Source organism: Staphylococcus sp. MZ3 (genome assembly GCF_018622755.1).
Classification (GTDB): Bacteria; Bacillota; Bacilli; order Staphylococcales; family Staphylococcaceae; genus Staphylococcus; species Staphylococcus aureus.
In genome coordinates, this window is the sequence record NZ_CP076026.1 from 1,443,750 (window position 1) to 1,463,314 (window position 19,565).

19 protein-coding genes and 1 pseudogene are annotated in these 19,565 nt (G+C 31.6%); 1 reads left to right on the forward strand and 19 read right to left on the reverse strand.

Annotation, left to right across the window (positions count from 1 at the left end):
- Window positions 1–204: 204 nt before the first annotated feature.
- From KI230_RS07015 to KI230_RS07075, 13 genes are all read right to left on the reverse strand, one after another.
- Window positions 205–2,091 (reverse strand): nitric oxide reductase activation protein NorD, encoded by a 1,887-nt coding sequence (locus KI230_RS07015; RefSeq protein ID WP_001283679.1) that lies wholly within the window; start codon window positions 2,089–2,091, stop codon window positions 205–207.
- A 13-nt stretch (window positions 2,092–2,104) separates the two neighbouring features.
- Entirely contained in the window at window positions 2,105–2,896 is a 792-nt protein-coding gene (locus KI230_RS07020) for an ATP-binding protein (RefSeq protein ID WP_053520973.1), read from the reverse strand.
- 180 nt (window positions 2,897–3,076) lie between these two features.
- Entirely contained in the window at window positions 3,077–3,280 is a 204-nt protein-coding gene (locus KI230_RS07025) for a DUF6501 family protein (RefSeq protein WP_000902175.1), read from the reverse strand.
- Between the two features lie 28 nt (window positions 3,281–3,308).
- On the reverse strand, window positions 3,309–4,118 hold the full coding sequence (locus KI230_RS07030) for a VOC family protein (RefSeq protein ID WP_000334518.1): 810 nt from the start codon (window positions 4,116–4,118) through the stop codon (window positions 3,309–3,311).
- 579 nt (window positions 4,119–4,697) lie between these two features.
- On the reverse strand, window positions 4,698–5,966 hold the full coding sequence (gene sucB, locus KI230_RS07035) for a dihydrolipoyllysine-residue succinyltransferase (RefSeq protein WP_001115439.1): 1,269 nt from the start codon (window positions 5,964–5,966) through the stop codon (window positions 4,698–4,700).
- A gap of 13 nt (window positions 5,967–5,979) precedes the next feature.
- Window positions 5,980–8,778 carry a 2-oxoglutarate dehydrogenase E1 component gene (locus tag KI230_RS07040; protein WP_214958241.1) on the reverse strand — a complete coding sequence of 933 codons (2,799 nt, stop codon included), beginning with the start codon at window positions 8,776–8,778 and terminating at the stop codon, window positions 5,980–5,982.
- A gap of 283 nt (window positions 8,779–9,061) precedes the next feature.
- The gene (arlS, locus tag KI230_RS07045; RefSeq protein WP_000166801.1) at window positions 9,062–10,417 is read right to left on the reverse strand and encodes a sensor histidine kinase ArlS; all 1,356 of its coding nucleotides are present in this window, start codon (window positions 10,415–10,417) and stop codon (window positions 9,062–9,064) included.
- Entirely contained in the window at window positions 10,414–11,073 is a 660-nt protein-coding gene (gene arlR, locus KI230_RS07050) for a response regulator transcription factor ArlR (protein ID WP_000192137.1), read from the reverse strand. The genes arlS and arlR overlap by 4 nt, the downstream gene beginning before the upstream one ends.
- Window positions 11,074–11,334: 261 nt before the next feature.
- Window positions 11,335–11,466, reverse strand: coding sequence for a hypothetical protein (locus KI230_RS07055; RefSeq protein WP_001788795.1), 132 nt, complete (start codon window positions 11,464–11,466; stop codon window positions 11,335–11,337).
- Between the two features lie 76 nt (window positions 11,467–11,542).
- On the reverse strand, window positions 11,543–11,743 hold the full coding sequence (locus KI230_RS07060; RefSeq protein WP_000184336.1) for a hypothetical protein: 201 nt from the start codon (window positions 11,741–11,743) through the stop codon (window positions 11,543–11,545).
- A 116-nt stretch (window positions 11,744–11,859) separates the two neighbouring features.
- Window positions 11,860–12,474, reverse strand: a complete 615-nt coding sequence (locus tag KI230_RS07065) for a phosphatase PAP2 family protein (RefSeq protein WP_000084781.1) — start codon at window positions 12,472–12,474, stop codon at window positions 11,860–11,862.
- A 16-nt stretch (window positions 12,475–12,490) separates the two neighbouring features.
- A complete protein-coding gene (murG, locus tag KI230_RS07070) occupies window positions 12,491–13,561 on the reverse strand; it encodes an undecaprenyldiphospho-muramoylpentapeptide beta-N-acetylglucosaminyltransferase (RefSeq protein ID WP_000160904.1) in 1,071 nt (356 codons plus the stop codon).
- A gap of 11 nt (window positions 13,562–13,572) precedes the next feature.
- Entirely contained in the window at window positions 13,573–14,082 is a 510-nt protein-coding gene (locus KI230_RS07075; protein WP_000620194.1) for a GNAT family N-acetyltransferase, read from the reverse strand.
- A gap of 540 nt (window positions 14,083–14,622) precedes the next feature.
- On the opposite strand from KI230_RS07075, the pseudogene KI230_RS07080 reads away from it, so the two are divergent.
- A pseudogene (locus KI230_RS07080) lies at window positions 14,623–15,156 on the forward strand (transposase); the annotation flags it as partial.
- Between the two features lie 112 nt (window positions 15,157–15,268).
- On the opposite strand, the gene KI230_RS07085 reads toward KI230_RS07080, so the two are convergent.
- The 6 genes from KI230_RS07085 to fakB2 form a co-directional block, all read right to left on the reverse strand.
- A complete protein-coding gene (locus KI230_RS07085; protein ID WP_214958242.1) occupies window positions 15,269–16,759 on the reverse strand; it encodes a S41 family peptidase in 1,491 nt (496 codons plus the stop codon).
- 184 nt (window positions 16,760–16,943) lie between these two features.
- Entirely contained in the window at window positions 16,944–17,165 is a 222-nt protein-coding gene (locus KI230_RS07090; RefSeq protein WP_000801007.1) for a YozE family protein, read from the reverse strand.
- Window positions 17,165–17,665 (reverse strand): PTS sugar transporter subunit IIA, encoded by a 501-nt coding sequence (locus KI230_RS07095; protein WP_000473652.1) that lies wholly within the window; start codon window positions 17,663–17,665, stop codon window positions 17,165–17,167. The genes KI230_RS07090 and KI230_RS07095 overlap by 1 nt, the downstream gene beginning before the upstream one ends.
- 11 nt (window positions 17,666–17,676) lie before the next feature.
- Entirely contained in the window at window positions 17,677–18,105 is a 429-nt protein-coding gene (gene msrB / locus KI230_RS07100; RefSeq protein ID WP_000913315.1) for a peptide-methionine (R)-S-oxide reductase MsrB, read from the reverse strand.
- Complete coding sequence (gene msrA / locus KI230_RS07105; RefSeq protein ID WP_000159902.1) at window positions 18,098–18,631, reverse strand: peptide-methionine (S)-S-oxide reductase MsrA; 534 nt, start codon at window positions 18,629–18,631, stop codon at window positions 18,098–18,100. The genes msrB and msrA overlap by 8 nt, the downstream gene beginning before the upstream one ends.
- Window positions 18,632–18,716: 85 nt before the next feature.
- Window positions 18,717–19,556, reverse strand: coding sequence for a fatty acid kinase binding subunit FakB2 (gene fakB2 / locus KI230_RS07110; protein ID WP_000166059.1), 840 nt, complete (start codon window positions 19,554–19,556; stop codon window positions 18,717–18,719).
- Window positions 19,557–19,565: the final 9 nt, after the last annotated feature.

Here is a 19,565-nt window from a genome sequence, read left to right on the forward strand (position 1 = left end):
AACACGAAATAATTTACAAGTAAATATTTTAGCACAAAAAATAATAAAGAGTCTATATGAAATATGTTGTACATAGCAGAAACAAAACACATGTGTTGTTTAAATCAAATTATGTCAGAAAATAAAATTCTTCAAATCCACTTTTTAAATAGTAACTGATGACTTTTATTCACAATTTCATATAAACTCATATTTTAAATTTATTTATAAAGATTTAAGTAGTAATTTTTTTAATAATGGAGAGAGATGTCCAGGTAAATGCGCAACACCTTCAACGAAAATAGCATATTGACCATAAATATTATGAATTGTTTGTTCAACATCTTCAGTTATTGGATCTTGACTCAAAAATACATTAAATACTTCAATACCAAATTTACGTGACATTTCTACAGCTTCATACGTATCAATAATACCATCTTGACTATAATTAAATGCAGACGGTTCGCCGTCTGAAAATACGATTAAAAATCGTTGATGTTGATTTCGACGCATTAATCGTTCACTTGCAACTCTAATAGCAACACCATCACGATTATCATCTTGAGGTTCAAGTGCCATAATACGTGGGCCATCTTTTTCAAAGGTTGAGTAATCATAGTTAATAATTTCATTAATGATATTTGGTTGTGCATGCTCGTCTGAATCAAAGGCATCCTCACTGAATGATAAAATTTCATGTTTAATGTTCAATGCTTTTAACGTCTCGTGGAATAACACTACACCTTTCTTCGTTTCAGCCATTTTATCATGCATACTTGCTGACGCATCAATTAACAATGTAAATGTCGCATCAAATGATTTACTTAAATCTTGTTTTTTGTAAAACAATTTATATTGATCGTCGATAAACCAATTAATTAAATCCTTTTGTAATCGCCCTTTTGTTAAATTAAAACGTGCATCTCGTTGTTCTCGTTCAATCGTTTTCTTTATAATTTGAATTAAGTCTTTGATTTCATATTGTACGTCTTGTTTCGATTCTTGATATTCTAAAACATATTGTGGCTCAATTTCAGGAATTTGCCATTTTATTTCTACATTTTTGTTCACACCATCAAGTTGAAATGCTTGGCTTTGACCAACAGCATCGCCTTCTTCACGATTTAGCGTATCGTTTGATCCTTTGCCCTTTTTGGTCATCATATCAGTCATATCATCTGTAGCATCGCCTTCACGTGCTTCATCATTACCTAATGTTTCACTATTTTGTCCTTCGTGAAGCTCCATTTCTAAATAGGCGCCACCTTTTGACTCACTATCTGCAGATTTAGAGTCAGCTTTTTCACTTTCGTTATCATCATCTTCTGAAGTATCATCTTGCCCATCGACTTGACTTGCATCAGTTCTCTTTAAATCATCAAACTCTGGACTAGCTAATGTATTATATAGTGTTTTAGGTAAGTAATAATATTCGTTTAGCATATCTTCTTTTAAAATATCATCTACTTGATACATAATTCTTTGAGCCAGATACATATTATCTTCAGAATTTTGATTTTGGAAAAAATTAGGTAAATATAAGAACATATTTACTAAAATATCATCTAAATCTGAATGTATAGATGGTATATCAAAGAAATCTTGACTTAAAAATGCATGTTCTAAATACAAAAATAATAAATCTGTATATTGTGTTTTAGTACGATACACTTTAATTTGAGATTCCGTATATGATACCCGTGTATCTAAGCGAAGATCAATTAATTTAGCAGTACTTGGGCGCTCAACTTTAATAGAATTTAATACGCGCATATCTTCTAATAATTTAAAAAGTTGTTGATAAAATTTAGGGTGTTTAAAAGTTTTATCTTGTACTACTTCATTTACAATTTGTACATCCATCATATGATAACCGTAAGCAGCTAACATAACATCTGTTTTTAAACCAGCCATTTCGATATGGCTTGGTCGATGTGACCAAAACCAACTCGTAATCAAAACATTTTGAACAGGATTATAGTAAGGGAATTTTTGGATTTTAACTTGTGTTTGTTCATTTTTTAATAAGAGTCGAGCTAAGTCTTGCAACATCATTACTTGCTTGGCATCTAACTGTTCGTCGTTAAATTTTATGAAACGATCACTCATGTTTTATCCCTCTTTAAAAGTTTAGTTCTACAGCATTATATATTGCTTGTTGTTCACGTTCATCTTCCAATTTATCAATAATTGTACGTTTAATTGCACGTTCAACTGGCATTACAGTGATTAAATCACACAAGTCTAATAATGCACGGATACTAGCGGCTTCTTCAGAAATTTGTCCCTGCTTAGACATAGTACGTAAATCTTCGTTAAACTTAATAATTTGTTTAATTTGTTTATCATCTTGTAATAAACTTTGCTCTTTAATCACATTTTTTAAAATGTCCCCGTCAATATAATCAACGTGAATAACAACAAAGCGATTTTTTAGTGCTTCATTCATTGGCAAAGTACCAACATAACCTTCATTTATCGCTGCTATAACGTTAAATCCTGGTACAGCTTTGATTACTTCACCAGTGTATGGATTCGTAATTTGACGACGATAATCTAATACACCATTTAATACAGGCAATGTTTCAGGTTTAGCCATATTTATTTCATCAATATATAAAATATGCCCCTCTTTCATAGCTTTAATAACTGGACCATCTACAAAGACAATTTCTTGTTGACCTTCCGCATTTGTTTTAATTGTTTTAAAGCCTAATAAGCTTTCTGTATCTAAATCAACAGAACAATTGACTTGATGCATGGGTGTATCAACAACTTCACTTAATGTTTCTGCCAACTTTGTTTTCCCTGAACCTGTTGGACCTTTAAGTAAAATATTTTTATTTAAATCAAATAATGCCTTCGCATCATTGAAAACTGTTGAATCTGAATTCTTATAATGTTTTAGTGCCATTTTAAAACGTTCTCCTTTAAATAAATTAAAAAACTAAGACATGGAATAAGTTCTTCAAATGCCTTAGTTTACTATTCTATTCTGATATAAAACGCAATACTTAGTATGCGAATTGTTTATATTTTACCAAATTTACTAATTGAAAATCTCATATTAGGCTTCATTTCAATAATTATGCGTTTAAACTTCTTTGAAATATGTTTTATAGTAACCGCCAACTAATCCAGAATTATCTATTATTTGATAATATTCTTCAGTTTCGTTGATAACATCATATTGTTTGCCAACCGTTAACATGTCAGAAACTGTAAATTTCTTTGCATCTGTATTAATGACTTCTACTTTCTTGATTGGTGTACGTTCTTTCCAAGTTTCATGTAACATAAATTTTGTCCTCACTATCGTAAAAAAATTATTTTTGTAAAGTGAATATAAACGATAATCCACTGTTTTCAGTAATTCTAATTGATTCAATATCATCTTGCTCAAGCGTTTGATATGGTATTTCCACTTCATCTAAGCGCGATTTCGCTTGATTAAAGAAATCTGCATCTTTCGTTTCAAACTCAACTTGATCGACTGCGCCATATTCCGGCATTGTCATTTCTGTTTCTACAGGCATTAAATGTATTTCGCCACCTAGACCACCCGTTCCAACTTTGAATACTTGGACATGATAGTCAGCATTGTCGAAGGGTTGGTATTCTGCAAATACTTCAAGTCCGAATATATTTGTTAAAATTTGACCTGTAATATCTACATGATTCACTTTAAGAATCACTGGTCCTAAACCTTGCACTTGATGTAACGGATTGACCGCACTCTCAAAAGAAGGCATACCTAAACCAACGCCATAATTATTCTCGTTTGAATATATTGAGAAAATATGACCATTGTTATCTTCGAGACTGAAATATTTATTGCCATTTAATTCTTTAACTGTTGTAAATGGAATATCCTTATTCGATAATATTTCCGCATACTCCTCTAAACCTGAGTCAGTTGGTGTACGTAATCCAATACCCACAAAGTGAGATTCTTCTAATTGCTCACTTGGAACTTGTATAAATTGAAGTCTTGTTCCTGGGCTTATATCTGCATCGCCGAAACGAATTGAGTTTTCAAGAAGTTCTTCATAATTTAATCCTAATATGTCAACCATGAAATGTTTTGTCTGTTCTATATTTGTTGTACCTAATGTTATACTTCTAAGTCCACACATTATAGCCACCTCTATCTTTATCTTTACTATTATATTATAACTTATTTTAATCATAAATTATAGAATATCGGTCAGTTGATTTTGATTATAGATTAATATGTGAAAAATGTATTTCTTTAAAAGAACTATTTCATTTAAATAGGTAACATAATATTGTTATGGTTGCTATTGAGTATGTCATTAATGAGTATCTGTATATAGCAATTGAATATTTCGTTTTATGTAGTACATAAAAAACATATACATGTCGTATCCATAAAGTGAATTTACATCTTGTTCAGATGATTTTAAATTAACTAAAGGCGCTTATAGAATTCATAAATTTCATCGCTTGTTATTATCTAAAATGATTTCATTAGCATATTGAAACACGCCATTCCACCTATATTTCTATTGTGAGTCTATTTCAATAAAAATGATATATTTTTTAAGTTGTCAAAATTAAACTCACATTTTAATACGAAGCATTATAAAAATAAAGTACAGCAGTAAGATATTTCGACTAGAAAATAATCTTACTGCTGTTTGTTATTGATTTGATTACGTTTTTAGGAATAGTAAACTATTTTGTGTTGTGGATTAAGATTCTAATAATAAGTCTTCTGGGTTTTCAATTAATTCTTTAATTGTTTTTAAGAATCCAACTGCTTCTTTACCGTCAATAATTCTATGATCATAGCTTAATGCAATATACATCATTGGACGATTTTCGATTGTATCTTGATCAATCGCAATTGGTCTTGTAATAATTGAATGCATGCCTAAGATTGCAGCTTGATTACCATTGATAATTGGCGTACTCATCATTGATCCAAAAATACCGCCATTTGTAATCGTAAATGAACCATTAACCATATCATCTAAGCCAAGTTTTTTCTCTCGTGCTTTAACTGCTAAATTAGCAATTTCTGCTTCGATTTCTGCAAAATTCTTTTTATCACAATCTCTTACAAATGGTACTAATAATCCATCATCTGTAGAAACAGCTACACCAATATCATAATATTGTTTCGTAATCATGTCGTCGCCATCGATTTCTGCATTAACTTCTGGATACTTTTTCAAAGCTGCTACAGAAGCTTTAGTAAAGAATGACATAAATCCTAATTTAGTACCATCATGATCTTTCATAAATTGTTCTTTCTTACGTTTACGCAATTCCATAACATTTGTCATGTCAACTTCGTTAAATGTTGTTAACATAGCTGTATTATTAGATACCTCTAATAATTTTTTGGCAGCTGTTTTCTTTCTGCGTGACATTTTTTCACGAATCACTGGTTTTGTAGGATATTGATTGTATTTTTTCTCTTCTTTTGCAGGTGCTTGTTGTGTTGTTTGTGTTGATGCCGGTGCCTGTTGTTTCTTATCAATATCTTCTTTACGAACCACATCATTTGTTTTCGGACTTACTTCAGCAAGATTCACACCATTTTCACGAGCATATCGACGCGCAGAAGGCGTAGCATTAATACGTTGCTGATTGTCATCATTTGCTTGATTGACTTCAGCTTTATCTACCGAATTATTTGTTGTTTCTTCTTTTTTATTATTTGTTTCTTCATTTTGTTGTGGAGTATTGTCGTTACTATTTTCTTTAGAAGCATTGCCACTACCTTCGCCGATGATAGCAATTGCTTGTCCAACTTCTACAGTGTCGCCTTCACTTGCAAGTTGTTCAGATAATACACCTGCTTCTTCAGATACAACTTCGACATTAACTTTATCAGTTTCTAATTCAAGAATAGCTTCACCTTTTTCTACGCTATCCCCTACGTTTTTCAACCATTCTGCAATGGTACCTTCTGTAATAGATTCTGCTAATTCTGGAACTTTAACCTCTGGCATGACTTATTTCCCCCTAGTTATTTTTTAATGCATTTTCTATAATTTTATTTTGAACAAGTTTATGAATTTCTCCATCGCCTTCAGCTGGAGCAGCCCTTTGAATTCTGCCATGATAACTTAAATCATATTTATCTGCAACTAGCACTTTAACATATGGATAGACATATAACCATGCACCTTGATTTTTAGGTTCTTCTTGTACCCATGACACTTCTTCAAGGTTTGGCAATTGTGCTAGTAATGCTTCAATCTCTTCCTCTGGGAATGGATACAATCTTTCAATCGCAACGAGTAACACTGATTCGTCTGGATTTTTAGCTAATGCTTCTTTTAAATCAATGAACATTTTACCAGTTGCTAAAATAACTTTTGTAACCTTATCCGCTTGATATGATTCTGTCAAAATTGGCTCAAATCCACCAGAAGTAAACTCATCAATTGGTTTGGCAACTGTTTTATTTCTCAATAAGCTTTTTGGTGACATAACAACCAATGGTCGCATTTGTTCAGAATCTAAACTAGCTGCTTGTGCACGCAATAAGTGGAAATAATTACTTGAACTAGATAAGTTGACAACTGTGCAATTATTTTCAGCAGCTAATTGTAAAAATCGCTCTAATCTTGCTGATGAATGTTCAGGTCCTTGACCCTCATATGCATGAGGTAAGAATAATGTTAATCCTGAACGTTCTCCCCATTTTGAGCGAGAACTGAATAAGAAGTTGTCAAAAATCATTTGTGACATATTTGCAAAATCACCATATTGCGCTTCCCAAATATTGAAGCTTTTTTTGTTTTCCACATTATAGCCGTATTCAAAACCAACTACTGCTGCTTCTGAAAGCGGAGAATTGTGTATATCAAATGTCGCTTTTTGATCAGGAACATGATGTAAAGGTGTATATGTTTCACCTGTTTGCTCATCATGTAACACGGCATGCCTATGACTGAATGTACCACGTTCACTATCTTGACCAGTTAAGCGAATCGGTGTACCATCTTGTAAAATTGTCGCAAATGCAAGTTGTTCTGCTTGTGCCCAATCAACTAAACCATCTTCTTTATTAAACGGCTCATGACGCTTCTCAAGAACTTTGTTTAACTTTTTCAAAATGTTAAAGCCATCCGGATATGTTAACAATGCATCATTTATTTCTTTCAAATGATCAAACGTAAATGATTGTTCGTCTGCTTGTAACGGTAATGCAAGTTCTGCAGGTTTTTCCATATCTGGATTATCCATTTTATCAGCTTTATTAATTTTATCATGTGCTTGTCTTAGTTCCTTTTGGACTTGTTCTATAAATGAATGCATTTCATCTTCTGAAATGACACCTTCATTAACAAGCTTTTTACCAAACACATATTCAACAGAGTCATGTTTGCGAATATTCTGATAAGGAACTGGATTAGTAATTGATGGTTCATCCATTTCGTTATGACCGAAACGACGATAACCTACTAAATCAATAACGACGTCTTTATGAAACTCTTTTCTAAATTCCATTGCAATATCAATTGCTTCAATAGTAGCTTCAACGTCATCAGCATTGACATGGAATATTGGCACATCATAACCTTTGGCCACATCTGTAGAATAAGTTGTTGAACGTGCATCAATTGGTTCTGTAGTAAATCCAATTCTATTGTTAGTAATAATATGCAATGAACCACCCGTAGAATAGCCTTTCAAGTTTCCTAAGTTCATTGTTTCGAAGTTAATTCCTTGACCAGGATAAGCAGCATCGCCATGTATAATAATTGGCATTGCTTTATGATGATCAGTCGTCGGAGCCCCAGCACGTTGTGTATCATCTTGTGCTGCTCTCGTACGCCCCTCAACAACAGGTGCAACAATTTCCAAGTGACTTGGATTGTTAGCCAGTGCAATACGCTGCATTGTACCGTATGAATCAGTAGTTTTAATGCCACCAAGGTGATATTTCACATCACCAGTCCATCCAGCAGTTAACTGCAAGCTACCATCTTCAGGTAAGAATTTCATTGGATCTGTATGCATAAATTCTGAAATCATCATTTCGTACGGTTTTTCTAAGACATGCGTTAAAACGTTTAAACGTCCACGGTGAGCCATGCCTATTTGTATATTTTTAATACCTTCTTTCGCAGCAATCGTAATAGTACGTTGTAACATCGGTACAAGTGCGTCTACCCCTTCAATTGAAAAACGCTTTGCACCAACGAAGTTTTTATGAAGATATTTTTCAAACCCTTCAACATACGCTAATTGTTTGAATAGTGCCCTTTTTTCGTTATTATTTAACGTTACTTTATATGGCGTTTCAATTCTTCTTTTTAACCAACCACGTTCGGTATTGTTATTAATATGTGTATACTCAAATGCAATTGGTCCTTTGTAACGTTTTTCCATTCTTAAAATTGCTTCATAAGCATTATCATAAATGTCGGCAAAGTGATCTGAAACAATTCCTGCTGATATACCTTCCAAAGTCTGTTGATCTAAATCAAAGTCTTCAATCTCTAATTTAGGTACATGTTTCCTTTTTGGAGGATTTACAGGATAAATATCGGCTTTAAGATGCCCGTATTGGCGAATATTATCAATTAAACGCATGACACGCTTAATTGTGCCGTCGCTATTTTGACTACTTTTACTTTTTAAAGCTGGTACAATTGAGTCATCATTCTTAATTGTGCTGAATAAGACTTGTAAATCTTCTGGTACAGATGATGGATCTTGTAAAAAGTCATCATATAGATCTAACATTAGACCTAAATTCGCACCGAAGTTTACAGGAGCCTCTGAAACTTCTTTTCTTTCGTTAGTCATTTTACACCCTCCACAAAAATGTTGAAACGCTTACAATGTAATAATATCACTATTTAGTTATTTGTTAAAGTAGATTTACCTATTTATCTGCTAAAAAGAAGAATCAACAAAAGCGTTGATTCTTCTAGGTTTATAGATGTATTTTATTGTAAATTTTGGGAGTACAACAGAATTGATAAAGAACCACTGTTTATTTGTTTTATAGTTGTTCTTATACATTAGTCACAGCTAGTGTGTACTTAAAAAATTGATCCTATGACTTTGATTGACGTCTCAGTCATGATTAAAATATGATTTTAAACGTTGTTCCTTTGTTAATTTCACTTTTAATTTTAATCGATCCTCCGTTTAATTGAATGATTTTTTGAGCAATAGATAATCCGAGTCCATTACCGCCTTGACTTCTTGAACGAGATTTATCCACTCGATAAAAGCGATCAAAAATGAAATCTTGATCTTCCTCTGGAATACCAATTCCATGATCTGTAATTTCAATTATTTTTTGCTTATTTTTTAACCTTGTCTTAACTTTAATTTTCTTATTCTTCACATCATATTTGATTGCATTATCAATAAAGATTAAAAATAATTGTTCGAATTGATGAGGTTTCATTTTAATTTCTAGATTTTTAGATGTCAGATCCGTATCAAATTGATAATCAGGATGCAATTGTTTTAATGAGTGTATTCGCGAGCGAATTTCATCATTAATATGCACGGTCTGCGCTTCAGAAGAAATGTCATTTACATCTCCTTTAGTCAATTCAAGTAATTCTTCGACTAATTTTATGATACGATTCATTTCTTCAATAGAAATATTTAACGATTCTTCTAATACTGCTGGGTCTTTTTTTCCCCATCGCTGAATCAAATTTAAATGACCTTGAATAATTTGTAATGGTGTTCGTAATTCATGTGACGCATCTTCAACAAATTGTCTTTGTTGATTAAATGATTCTTCAATTTGGCTCATCATCTCATTAAACGTATTTGCTAAATTATCTATTTCTTCATAATTTGTATTTAATTGCAATTTATTTTGAAAACCATCTCGTCGAATCTCAATCATTTTATTTGATAAACTGACAAGCGGTTTAGTAATTTGTGTTGAAAATACATAACTGATTGTGGCAGTTATAATTGTTGCAATCACTCCAAATGCCAGCGCAATGATATACAATGATTTTACGATGTTATCATAATTTTCTAGTGAATGAATTAACAAGCTATACCCTTTGAAATCTTGCGTTGTAATTGGTTCTTTAATAATTAAATATTCAATGCCTTTATAGCGTTTTTTTATTACGCGGTCAAAATAACGGTGTTCATAACCTGGTTCAACTCTCACTGTGTTATCATTCGATGTCTCAAATAATTTATTATTATGCTCATCATAAATAATTATCTCTTGAAAATTACCTAAAGATGCATTCAAGTCTAATGCAGATATATCTTTAACAGGCTTAGAATGAAATAAATTATTAATATCGCTTGAGCTTCGTTCTGCATCATCAAGCTCACTATTATGCAGTGTATCTTTCAAGAAAAAAATAATAATTAAACAAAACAAAAATATCGTGACAAACGTAATCATCGTGGTAACAATAATCCAGTTATTGCGCAATTTACGTTTTGTCATCGTATCACATACCCAACGCCACGAACTGTTTCAATCATTTTGTCACGATCGTATGGTTTTAACTTGTTTCGTAAATATCTTATATAAACATCTACGACATTTGTTTCTACTTCACTATTATAACCCCATACATGATTTAAAATTTGTTCCCGTTGCATAACATGGTTTTTATTTTCAGCTAGAAGATATAGTAAATCATACTCTGTTTTTGTTAATTCAATTTCTGCGCCATTTACCGTCACTTTAAAAGCATTCTTATCAATTGTAATACCGTTGACATCGATAATATCCTTTTGTGGCTGACGACGTAAAATTGCACGAATTCTTGCTAAAAGTTCTTCAATATCAAACGGCTTAACTATATAATCGTCTGCACCGTAATCAAGCCCAGCAACTTTGTCATACGTATCACTTTTCGCTGTAATTATAATGATAGGTGTAGATTGTTGTTGTCTAATTTTGCGACAAATTTCTAAGCCATTAATTGACGGCAACATTAAATCTAATATGATTAAATCATAGTAATGGCTAAGCGCTTTATCTAAACCGTCTTGTCCATCATACTCTGTGTCCACATTGTAATTTTCATGTGTGAGTTCCAATTCAAGAAATCTTGCTAAGTTTTGTTCATCTTCTACTATTAAAATTTGCGTCATTTGTACACCTCATATTACGACTTTTTCTAATAAGGTAATATATTTTAAATTTTGTATTTTTCTATACAATAGTTGCTTTTTAAATTAGTTTGTTTACGTTTAAATTTTATCACAAATCAATAACCATGTTTTAAATTTTTCAAGCTACAATCATTAATTATTTATTAACTCAAATATTTAATAATCAGTTAATGGCATTCTGTTAATTCTGATTGCAGTACTTAAATATAGAATACTGTAACACAAGGCCTTACCGCAATATTAATTGTTGTCATATACTGACTTTTCACTATTGTAAAATGAATAGTTATTATCTTTATTTTCACAAAATGACCGTAGTTTAAACATTTCACACATCATTTCAATGTGCGATTTTGAACTTGGAAGTAACATTTCATAATGTATGAATTCAAAAGGAGTATGTAAACAATATAATGTTTAAACCTCATCACTTTTAAATATTCTAATTCTAATGAGAAATACAAATTTTTTTATTTTCTAAAATAGCGTAATCATGCGTTTTATTTACTATTCTTAAAAAATATTCAAAAAAAGTTTTAGTTTCTAATTGACAATGATTCTCACTAATGTATAATAGTAGTTGAAAATGATTATCAATACCACATAGAACATCCCCCCCACAACGTTTCGTTCTTGTTGGATTGGTCATTTTCAAATATTCCCCTTTTATATGCCCGTAAAAGACAATATACGTTATAACAACGTTTTATAAAAGCAGTAAACCCTTACGACACTTTAGGTTTACTGCTTTTGTTTTTTTACTATTTAATTTATTAATTTATTTCTAAGTAATAACGTTGATAAAATAATGCAAAATACGCCACCAATAATGCCGGCAATAATATCTGTTGGATAATGTACACCTAGATATACACGTGATATGGAAATCAATAAAATCATAGCTGCACATAACCCTATAAGAATACCTTTTGAATTACCTTGATTTAATCGATTTAATAGATAGATACCACTTCCAAAATATGCAGTTGATCCCATAGCATGACCGCTAGGAAAACTAAATCCTGTTATATCAATTAAACGCAGCAATGTAGGTCTTTCTCTATCGAATATATTTTTTAATGCTGGATTCAAAATTCCAGATAATGCCATTGTTAATGCAAAAAATAATGCTTCAATTTTGTGGCGCTTTAACATGAGATATGCCACAAGAAGTAATGAAATACATAACATTGCCCAGACTTCACCTACTTTAGTAGCCCCAAGCATGATAGATGTCGTAATAAAGCTCTCTGATGAATATACAAACTCATAAACTTCATTATCAATCCATTTCCCAAGTCTTGATTCGTGGAAAAACGCGATAATTCCAAAAACCAATGTAAAAACGATGAGCAAAGAGATACGTTTCCATTGACTCATAAAGCATTACCCCCCATTAATTCAATGCGTCTTTAATCATCTTATCAAATAAAGCTTCTTTCGTATAACTTTGTTCATACGATTTCATATTATTGATAATTCGAGTTCTTTCCTGTTCCATTTCATTTAGTTCTTGTAATAAAATTTGTGCTGTTAATTGTTCTTCATCAATCGCTTTAGCATATCCTTTATCAGCAAAATGATTTGCATTGTCAATTTGGTCGCCTCGGGATTGATCTAAACCTAATGGTACTAATAACATTGGTATACGTAATGTTAAGAACTCATAAATCGCATTTGATCCAGCTCTACTTATTACTGTATCCGTAATTGCTAATAAATCTGTTAAATCCTCTTTAACAAATTCATATTGTATATATCCTGATTTTTTAACTTGAGCATCTTTTAATCCTTTACCAGTTAAATGTATCACTTGATATTGTTGTAATAATGCATCTAAGTTTTCGCGAATAATGCTATTTAATTTTTTACTTCCTAAGCTTCCACCCATAACGAGTAAAACTTTTTTATTTTCATTAAAGCCTGTTAATTGATAACCATTATGTGCATTACCATTTTTTAAATCTTCTCGAATTGTTGCTCCAATAAAATCAGCTTTCTCTTTAGGTAGGTAGTTTAGCGTTTCTTCAAATGTTGTATATATTTTCTTGGCAAATTTAAGTGCTATCTTATTCGCTAATCCTGGTGTTAAGTCAGATTCATGAATAATAGTTGGTATATTTAATGATTTGGCTGCAATAACAACAGGCACAGATACAAATCCACCTTTTGAAAATAATAGATCAGGTTTTTCTTTTTTCAAAACTTTACGAGCATCAAGAATACCTTTCAATACTTTAAATACGTCTTTGGCATTTTCTAAAGAAATATATCTTCTTAATTTACCACTCGAAATAGGATAATACTTAATTTCTGGTAGTTGTGATTCAATCATTTCTCTTTCAATACCATTTTTAGAACCAATATAAAGCGCTTCATAACCTTGTGATAATGCAGTTGGAATTAAACTTAAATTTACTGATACGTGTCCAACTGTTCCCCCTCCGGTAAATGCGATTTTCGTCATTAATATTACCTCTATTCTTTTAAATTTTTATAATATGCATAAAATGGTTCACCTTTATCATATGGCGGATATTCCATTAATTGTTCACCGACCTTATGAAATCCAAATTTGGCAAATAAACCTTGTGCAGGTTTGTTTAACGCAAAGGTGTCCGTTAAAATAACTTCTGCACCACGTGCTTTAACTACATCAATAACATAATTGAATAATTCTGTAGCAGCTCCTTTATATTCTTTCGAACCAGTTAATCTATGAATAACAAAGGCGCCTTCTCTATTTACTGGCCAGTCAATGTCATCATACCATTCTGCTTGGTCTTGGTCGACAACAATAAAGCCATAAATTTTGTCATTTTCCTCTAATACGTACAAATAATCTTTAGCAATATCTTCTTCAAAATGTTCTAAAAGTGGGTACTGATCGTCCCATTGCTCGTTGTCGTGTTCTTTCATTAATTCTTTTGCTTCTTCTACTAGATTTAAGATTTGATCTAAATCTGACATTTTACCTAGACGGATCATGTACGTCACTCCTTATATCGTTATGTTAAACATGTTTTTCAGTACATGTTAATCTTACACACTATTAACATGCTTTAAACCTTTATTATGAATGAAAAATAGTAATTATCACACTATGGGATGAAAATAACCAATAAAAGTATCATATACCAATTAATTGATTGTTAAAACTTGTGAATAATACTATTTAAAAAGTATATGCTCATAGTATATTAAAGCATGAATTATTAACAGCAATGATAGAAATTGCGTTATTTACATCATTTATAAATGTCTAATTTATATCTTTTAGAGTTAGACGTCAATAAAAATAAACACGCCGAGGCTGGGACATACATCCCTAAAAAAAGCATTAAGATAATTTTCAATTAGAAAATATCTTACTGCTGTTCTCTATTTATACAATACTTCGTATTGAATGGCTTCGCTTTCCTAGGGTGCCGTCTCAGCCTCGGTCTTCGACTGGCACTGCTCCCTCAGGAGTCTCGCCATTAATACTACGTATTAACATGTAATTTTACTTTTAAATACTTTAAAAAAATAAGACACTTTGCCCAACTTACACTACCAATAGAAACTTCTGTTAGAATTCCTCAAAATGATATTTCACGATATGTTAATGAAATTGTTGAAACGATACCTGATAGCGAATTCGATGAATTCAGACATCATCGTGGCGCAACATCCTATCATCCAAAAATGATGTTAAAAATTATCTTATATGCATACACTCAATCTGTATTTTCTGGTCGTAGAATAGAGAAATTACTTCATGACAGTATTCGAATGATGTGGTTAGCTCAAAATCAAACACCTTCTTATAAAACTATTAATCGTTTTAGAGTAAATCCTAATACTGATGCATTAATTGAATCTTTATTTATCCAGTTTCATAGTCAATGTTTAAAGCAAAATCTTATTGATCATAATTCAATTTTTATTGATGGTACAAAAGTAGAAGCTAATGCCAATAGGTATACATTTGTGTGGAAGAAAAGTATTCCAAATCACGAATCGAAATTGAACGAAAATTCAAAAACACTATATCGTGACTTAGTTGAAGAAAAGCTGATTTCTATCAAATAATTAATAGAAATCAGCTTTTTTACATTGCCTAAGAACTTAATGTTCCAGCCTGAGCGTGTCATTAACATAATAATAATACAATTTTAGCAGTGTGTATCTCTTATTTTAAAATATTAATCAATTTATCGAGAACATCATCATGTTTATTAGCTTTTTCAACTAATAACTCAGTAAATTTATTATTCGTTTCTTTATTAAATTCACCAGTTACCTCAAGTTTATTCGCTTGTTGGAAAGCTTTAACTTGATTTTCTAAAGCTTTATCAAATTGCGTTGATTCATTATCAACTTTATAACCTAAAGCTGATAAACCAATTTTAATAGTTTTAATATTTTTATCATCGTCTCCAACTTTAAATGTTTTCGTATTAGGAATGACATTTAAAGATTGATATTTAGGTGTGTCAATAGTAACGTCTGGTTTAATGCCTTTACCGTGAATATAATGACCATCTGGCGTTAACCATTTCATTTCAGTATATTTTAACAATGAACCATCCTTAAACTCTCTTGTAGTTTGTACGACACCTTTGCCGAATGTTTTTGACCCATAAACTTTAGCTTTATTATAGTCTTTTAGCGCACCAGTAAACACTTCAGAAGCGCTAGCTGAACCTTCATTCACTAAGATGGATATATCCATGTCTTTCGCTTCTTTTAACGCATCATTAGAAGTTTGAATTGCTTCAGTATCTTTACCTTTTTCTAGTTTAACAACAGTTTTTCCTTTATCGATAAAAATATTTGCCATTTTAACAGCTTCATCTAGTAGTCCACCTGGATTATTTCTTAAATCTAAAACAATCTTTTTCAAACCATCTTTGTGAGCTTTTAGAACTGCATCTTTCAATTCACCTGATGTATCATTCTGGAATTTATTAATAGTAATAACTCCAACTTTACCTTTTTTCTTATACTCAACACTTTTAACATGAATTTTTTCACGTTTAATCTTAACGTCTTTTTCTTCACTACCTCGTTGAACAGTTAAAGTGACTTCAGTGTTTTCTTTACCACGAACATCTTTGACAACTTCATCTAATGCTTTACCTTTAATTGATTTTCCATTTACTTTAGTAATGACATCTTTAGGACGAATGCCAGCACGTTCTGCTGGAGATCCCTTCATAGGACTAGTAACCATAATTTGATCATTTTTCTTTTGCATTTCTGTACCAATACCTACAAAATCACCTGAAACACCTTCATTAAAGGATTTCGTTTGTTCTTTTGTTAAATATTCAGAATAAGGATCTTTTAATTCTTTGACCATGCCATCAATTGCAGCTTTACTTAACTTGTCAGAGTCCTGTTTTTTGTAATAATCACTATTTAAGATTTTATACACATTTTCAATTTTATTTAAGTTTGCTTGATCAGTTTTGTTTAAACCACTTATTTTTTGATTTATAAAAATATATGCAACAACTGTGATGACAGCTGTTATTAGGATTGTACCAATTAATATTGATATGAATTGCCAACGTTTTAAGTGAACGCGTTTCGATGAATTAGTTTCTTGGTCTTGATTGCTTGTTGCAATTCCAGCGCGTTCATCATCGGATGAAGATGTGTGTTGCTTATCATCCATTGTATCACTTCCTTATTATGTACTTTTAAATTCTGTGTAGTTAATCATATCAATTTATGCAAGATAGCGCACCATATTTCACTATAATTGATTAATTTTTAGTCACAACTTAGTTTATTTTAAATTAAAACCAGGATAACGAATTGCATCACCCTGGTTCTAACTATTATTATTAAAAATTATATTAAAATTTTAGCCATTCCGTATATTCTTCATATAAATCATCAAATACAGACATTGGCAATGTGAAATCACCATGTGTCTCAATATAATCAGACAGTATGTTAAAATCATCATCGTGTTTTGGGAAAGCAAGATCGTCAAATATCTCTTCTGCTAGACGACCTTTATCGTCGTGTCGACCACGAACTGTCATGACAAATTGATAAAACGAATAGTTTTTCATTAGTTCATTGTCACATCAATCACTTTTGTTTCACCTTTAATCACAGCATTTTCATCATAAATATTAATTGAAGCTGCTTGATCAGTGTTAGTAATTATAATTGGTGAAATTACAGATTTAGCGTTATTATTAATATATTCAAGGTTGAATCTTACTAATGGATCTCCGACGTTAACTTCGTCACCACTAGACACTAACACTTCAAATCCTTCACCGTCTAATTGAACTGTGTCTAAACCGATATGAACTAATAATTCTAATCCGTTATCTGCTTTTAACCCAATCGCATGCTTAGTTGGAAAGACATTGTCAACACGTCCTGCAATTGGAGACACAACTTCTCCTTCAGTTGGATTAATACCAAAACCTTCGCCCATCATTTTTTGTGCGAATACAGGATCTGGAATATCTTCAATTTTCACGAATTCTCCAGTTAATGGTGCATAAATTGCGATATCTTTCTGAACTTCTTTGCCTTTTCCGAATAATTTTTTAAACATACTTTCCACTCCTACTTATCAAAATGTGATATTAAATCGCCATAACCCAATTCTTCTAACTTTTCATATGGAATAAATTGAATTGCAGCGGAATTGATACAGTATCTTAAGCCGCCACTTTCTTTAGGTCCATCATTAAAGACATGTCCTAAATGACTATTTGATTCTTCTGAACGCACTTCAGTTCTCAACATACCAAATGATTTGTCGACTAATTCTATAATTTCATCGTCATCAAGCGCTTTGGAAAAGCTAGGCCATCCACATTCAGAATGAAACTTTTCTTCAGATGTAAATAAAGGTTTACCAGAAATTTTATCTACATAAATTCCTTTAGCAAAATGATTCCAATATTCATTCATAAATGGTGGTTCAGTGCCGTTTTCTTGTGTAACAATATATTCTATATCTGTTAGTTCACTTTTATCTTTTTTAAGCATTTTGATTCCCCCAATGTGATTCTATAAACGCTTTTCTACCTGAACCACGTTGATATTGGTAATAATGTACCGGGTTCTTTTTGTAATAATCTTGATGGTAGTCTTCAGCTGGATAGAAATTTTTATATGGTTTAATAGGTGTAATCACTGGTTTCTTGAAAATACCTTGTTCATTTAATTGTTGCTTTTTAAACTCAGCAGCCTTTTTCTGATGTTCATCATGATAGAAAATGACTGGTTGATAGCTTTCGCCTCTATCGAAAAATTGCCCTTGATCATCAGTTGGGTCAAATGTTTTGAAATATATGTCTAATATATTTTCAAAGGAAGTAACCTCTGGATCAAACGTAATTTGTACTGCTTCGACATGGCCGGTTTGATTCGTACATACCTGTTCATAAGTTGGGTTGTCAACATGACCGCCACTATAACCAGATACGACTGACTTGATGCCTGGATATGATGTAAATGGTTTAACCATGCACCAGAAACATCCTCCTGCTAATGTTGCATATTCTTTTGTCATATGAATTACCTCCTCTATCTATCTAATTATAAATTTAGTCTATAAAGGATTGAAATGGAAGTAATTAACACTGAAAAGATTAAATTTACTTCTTAAGGACTACGAGGCCAATCGCACCTTGACCAGTATGTGCAGAAATAACTGGTGTAGTTACATTTATATCGTAATTATTCACATGAAAAGCTTCATTAAAAACTTTCTTCAATTTATCAACATATTCAATGACGTTAGCATGTGCGACACCAATGGATTTGATTTCATGATCTCCTATAAATTCAGCAATTTCCTTTTTCAAGTATTGGATACTAGAATTTTGAGTTCTCGCATTGTGCACAAGCTCTAAGCGACCATCATCTAGTGTACCAATTGGTTTAATTTTCATAAGATTACCAATCAAACCTTTTGTTTTACTAATTCTGCCACCTTTAATTAATTGATTCAATTGCCCTATAACTACAAATAATTTAATGTTTTCTCTTAAATGATTTAACTTTTTAACTATTTCAGAAGTTGAGACACCTTCTTTTACAAGCTCTACTAGGTGTTGTATTTGATACCCTAAACCAAAAGAAATAGATTTTGAATCAATAACAGTTACATTAGCATCTACCATTTGACTTGCTTGGTAAGCAGTGTTATATGTACCACTTAATCCTGAAGAAAGATGAATACTTATGATTTCAGAGCCATCTTTTCCTAGTTCTTCATAAGCAGATATAAATTCACCTATGGCTGGCTGACTTGTCTTTACATCTTCATCATTTTCAATATGATTAATAAATTCTTCTGATGTAATATCTACTTGGTCAACGTATGAAGCTCCTTCAATAGTTAAACTTAAAGGAATTACATGAATGTTGTTTGCTTCTAAGTATTCTTTAGATAAATCGGATGTTGAGTCTGTTACTATAATCTGTTTTGTCATGATCGTTTT

Coding starts and splice junctions, on each gene's coding strand:
- KI230_RS07015 (WP_001283679.1), bottom strand. CDS start 2,091: ATGAGTGATCGTTTCATAAAATTTAACGACGAACAGTTAGATGCCAAG.
- KI230_RS07020 (WP_053520973.1), bottom strand. CDS start 2,896: ATGGCACTAAAACATTATAAGAATTCAGATTCAACAGTTTTCAATGAT.
- KI230_RS07025 (WP_000902175.1), bottom strand. CDS start 3,280: ATGTTACATGAAACTTGGAAAGAACGTACACCAATCAAGAAAGTAGAA.
- KI230_RS07030 (WP_000334518.1), bottom strand. CDS start 4,118: ATGTGTGGACTTAGAAGTATAACATTAGGTACAACAAATATAGAACAG.
- sucB (WP_001115439.1), bottom strand. CDS start 5,966: ATGCCAGAGGTTAAAGTTCCAGAATTAGCAGAATCTATTACAGAAGGT.
- KI230_RS07040 (WP_214958241.1), bottom strand. CDS start 8,778: ATGACTAACGAAAGAAAAGAAGTTTCAGAGGCTCCTGTAAACTTCGGT.
- arlS (WP_000166801.1), bottom strand. CDS start 10,417: ATGACAAAACGTAAATTGCGCAATAACTGGATTATTGTTACCACGATG.
- arlR (WP_000192137.1), bottom strand. CDS start 11,073: ATGACGCAAATTTTAATAGTAGAAGATGAACAAAACTTAGCAAGATTT.
- KI230_RS07055 (WP_001788795.1), bottom strand. CDS start 11,466: ATGTTACTTCCAAGTTCAAAATCGCACATTGAAATGATGTGTGAAATG.
- KI230_RS07060 (WP_000184336.1), bottom strand. CDS start 11,743: ATGACCAATCCAACAAGAACGAAACGTTGTGGGGGGGATGTTCTATGT.
- KI230_RS07065 (WP_000084781.1), bottom strand. CDS start 12,474: ATGAGTCAATGGAAACGTATCTCTTTGCTCATCGTTTTTACATTGGTT.
- murG (WP_000160904.1), bottom strand. CDS start 13,561: ATGACGAAAATCGCATTTACCGGAGGGGGAACAGTTGGACACGTATCA.
- KI230_RS07075 (WP_000620194.1), bottom strand. CDS start 14,082: ATGATCCGTCTAGGTAAAATGTCAGATTTAGATCAAATCTTAAATCTA.
- KI230_RS07085 (WP_214958242.1), bottom strand. CDS start 16,759: ATGGATGATAAGCAACACACATCTTCATCCGATGATGAACGCGCTGGA.
- KI230_RS07090 (WP_000801007.1), bottom strand. CDS start 17,165: ATGAAAAACTATTCGTTTTATCAATTTGTCATGACAGTTCGTGGTCGA.
- KI230_RS07095 (WP_000473652.1), bottom strand. CDS start 17,665: ATGTTTAAAAAATTATTCGGAAAAGGCAAAGAAGTTCAGAAAGATATC.
- msrB (WP_000913315.1), bottom strand. CDS start 18,105: ATGCTTAAAAAAGATAAAAGTGAACTAACAGATATAGAATATATTGTT.
- msrA (WP_000159902.1), bottom strand. CDS start 18,631: ATGACAAAAGAATATGCAACATTAGCAGGAGGATGTTTCTGGTGCATG.
- fakB2 (WP_000166059.1), bottom strand. CDS start 19,556: ATGACAAAACAGATTATAGTAACAGACTCAACATCCGATTTATCTAAA.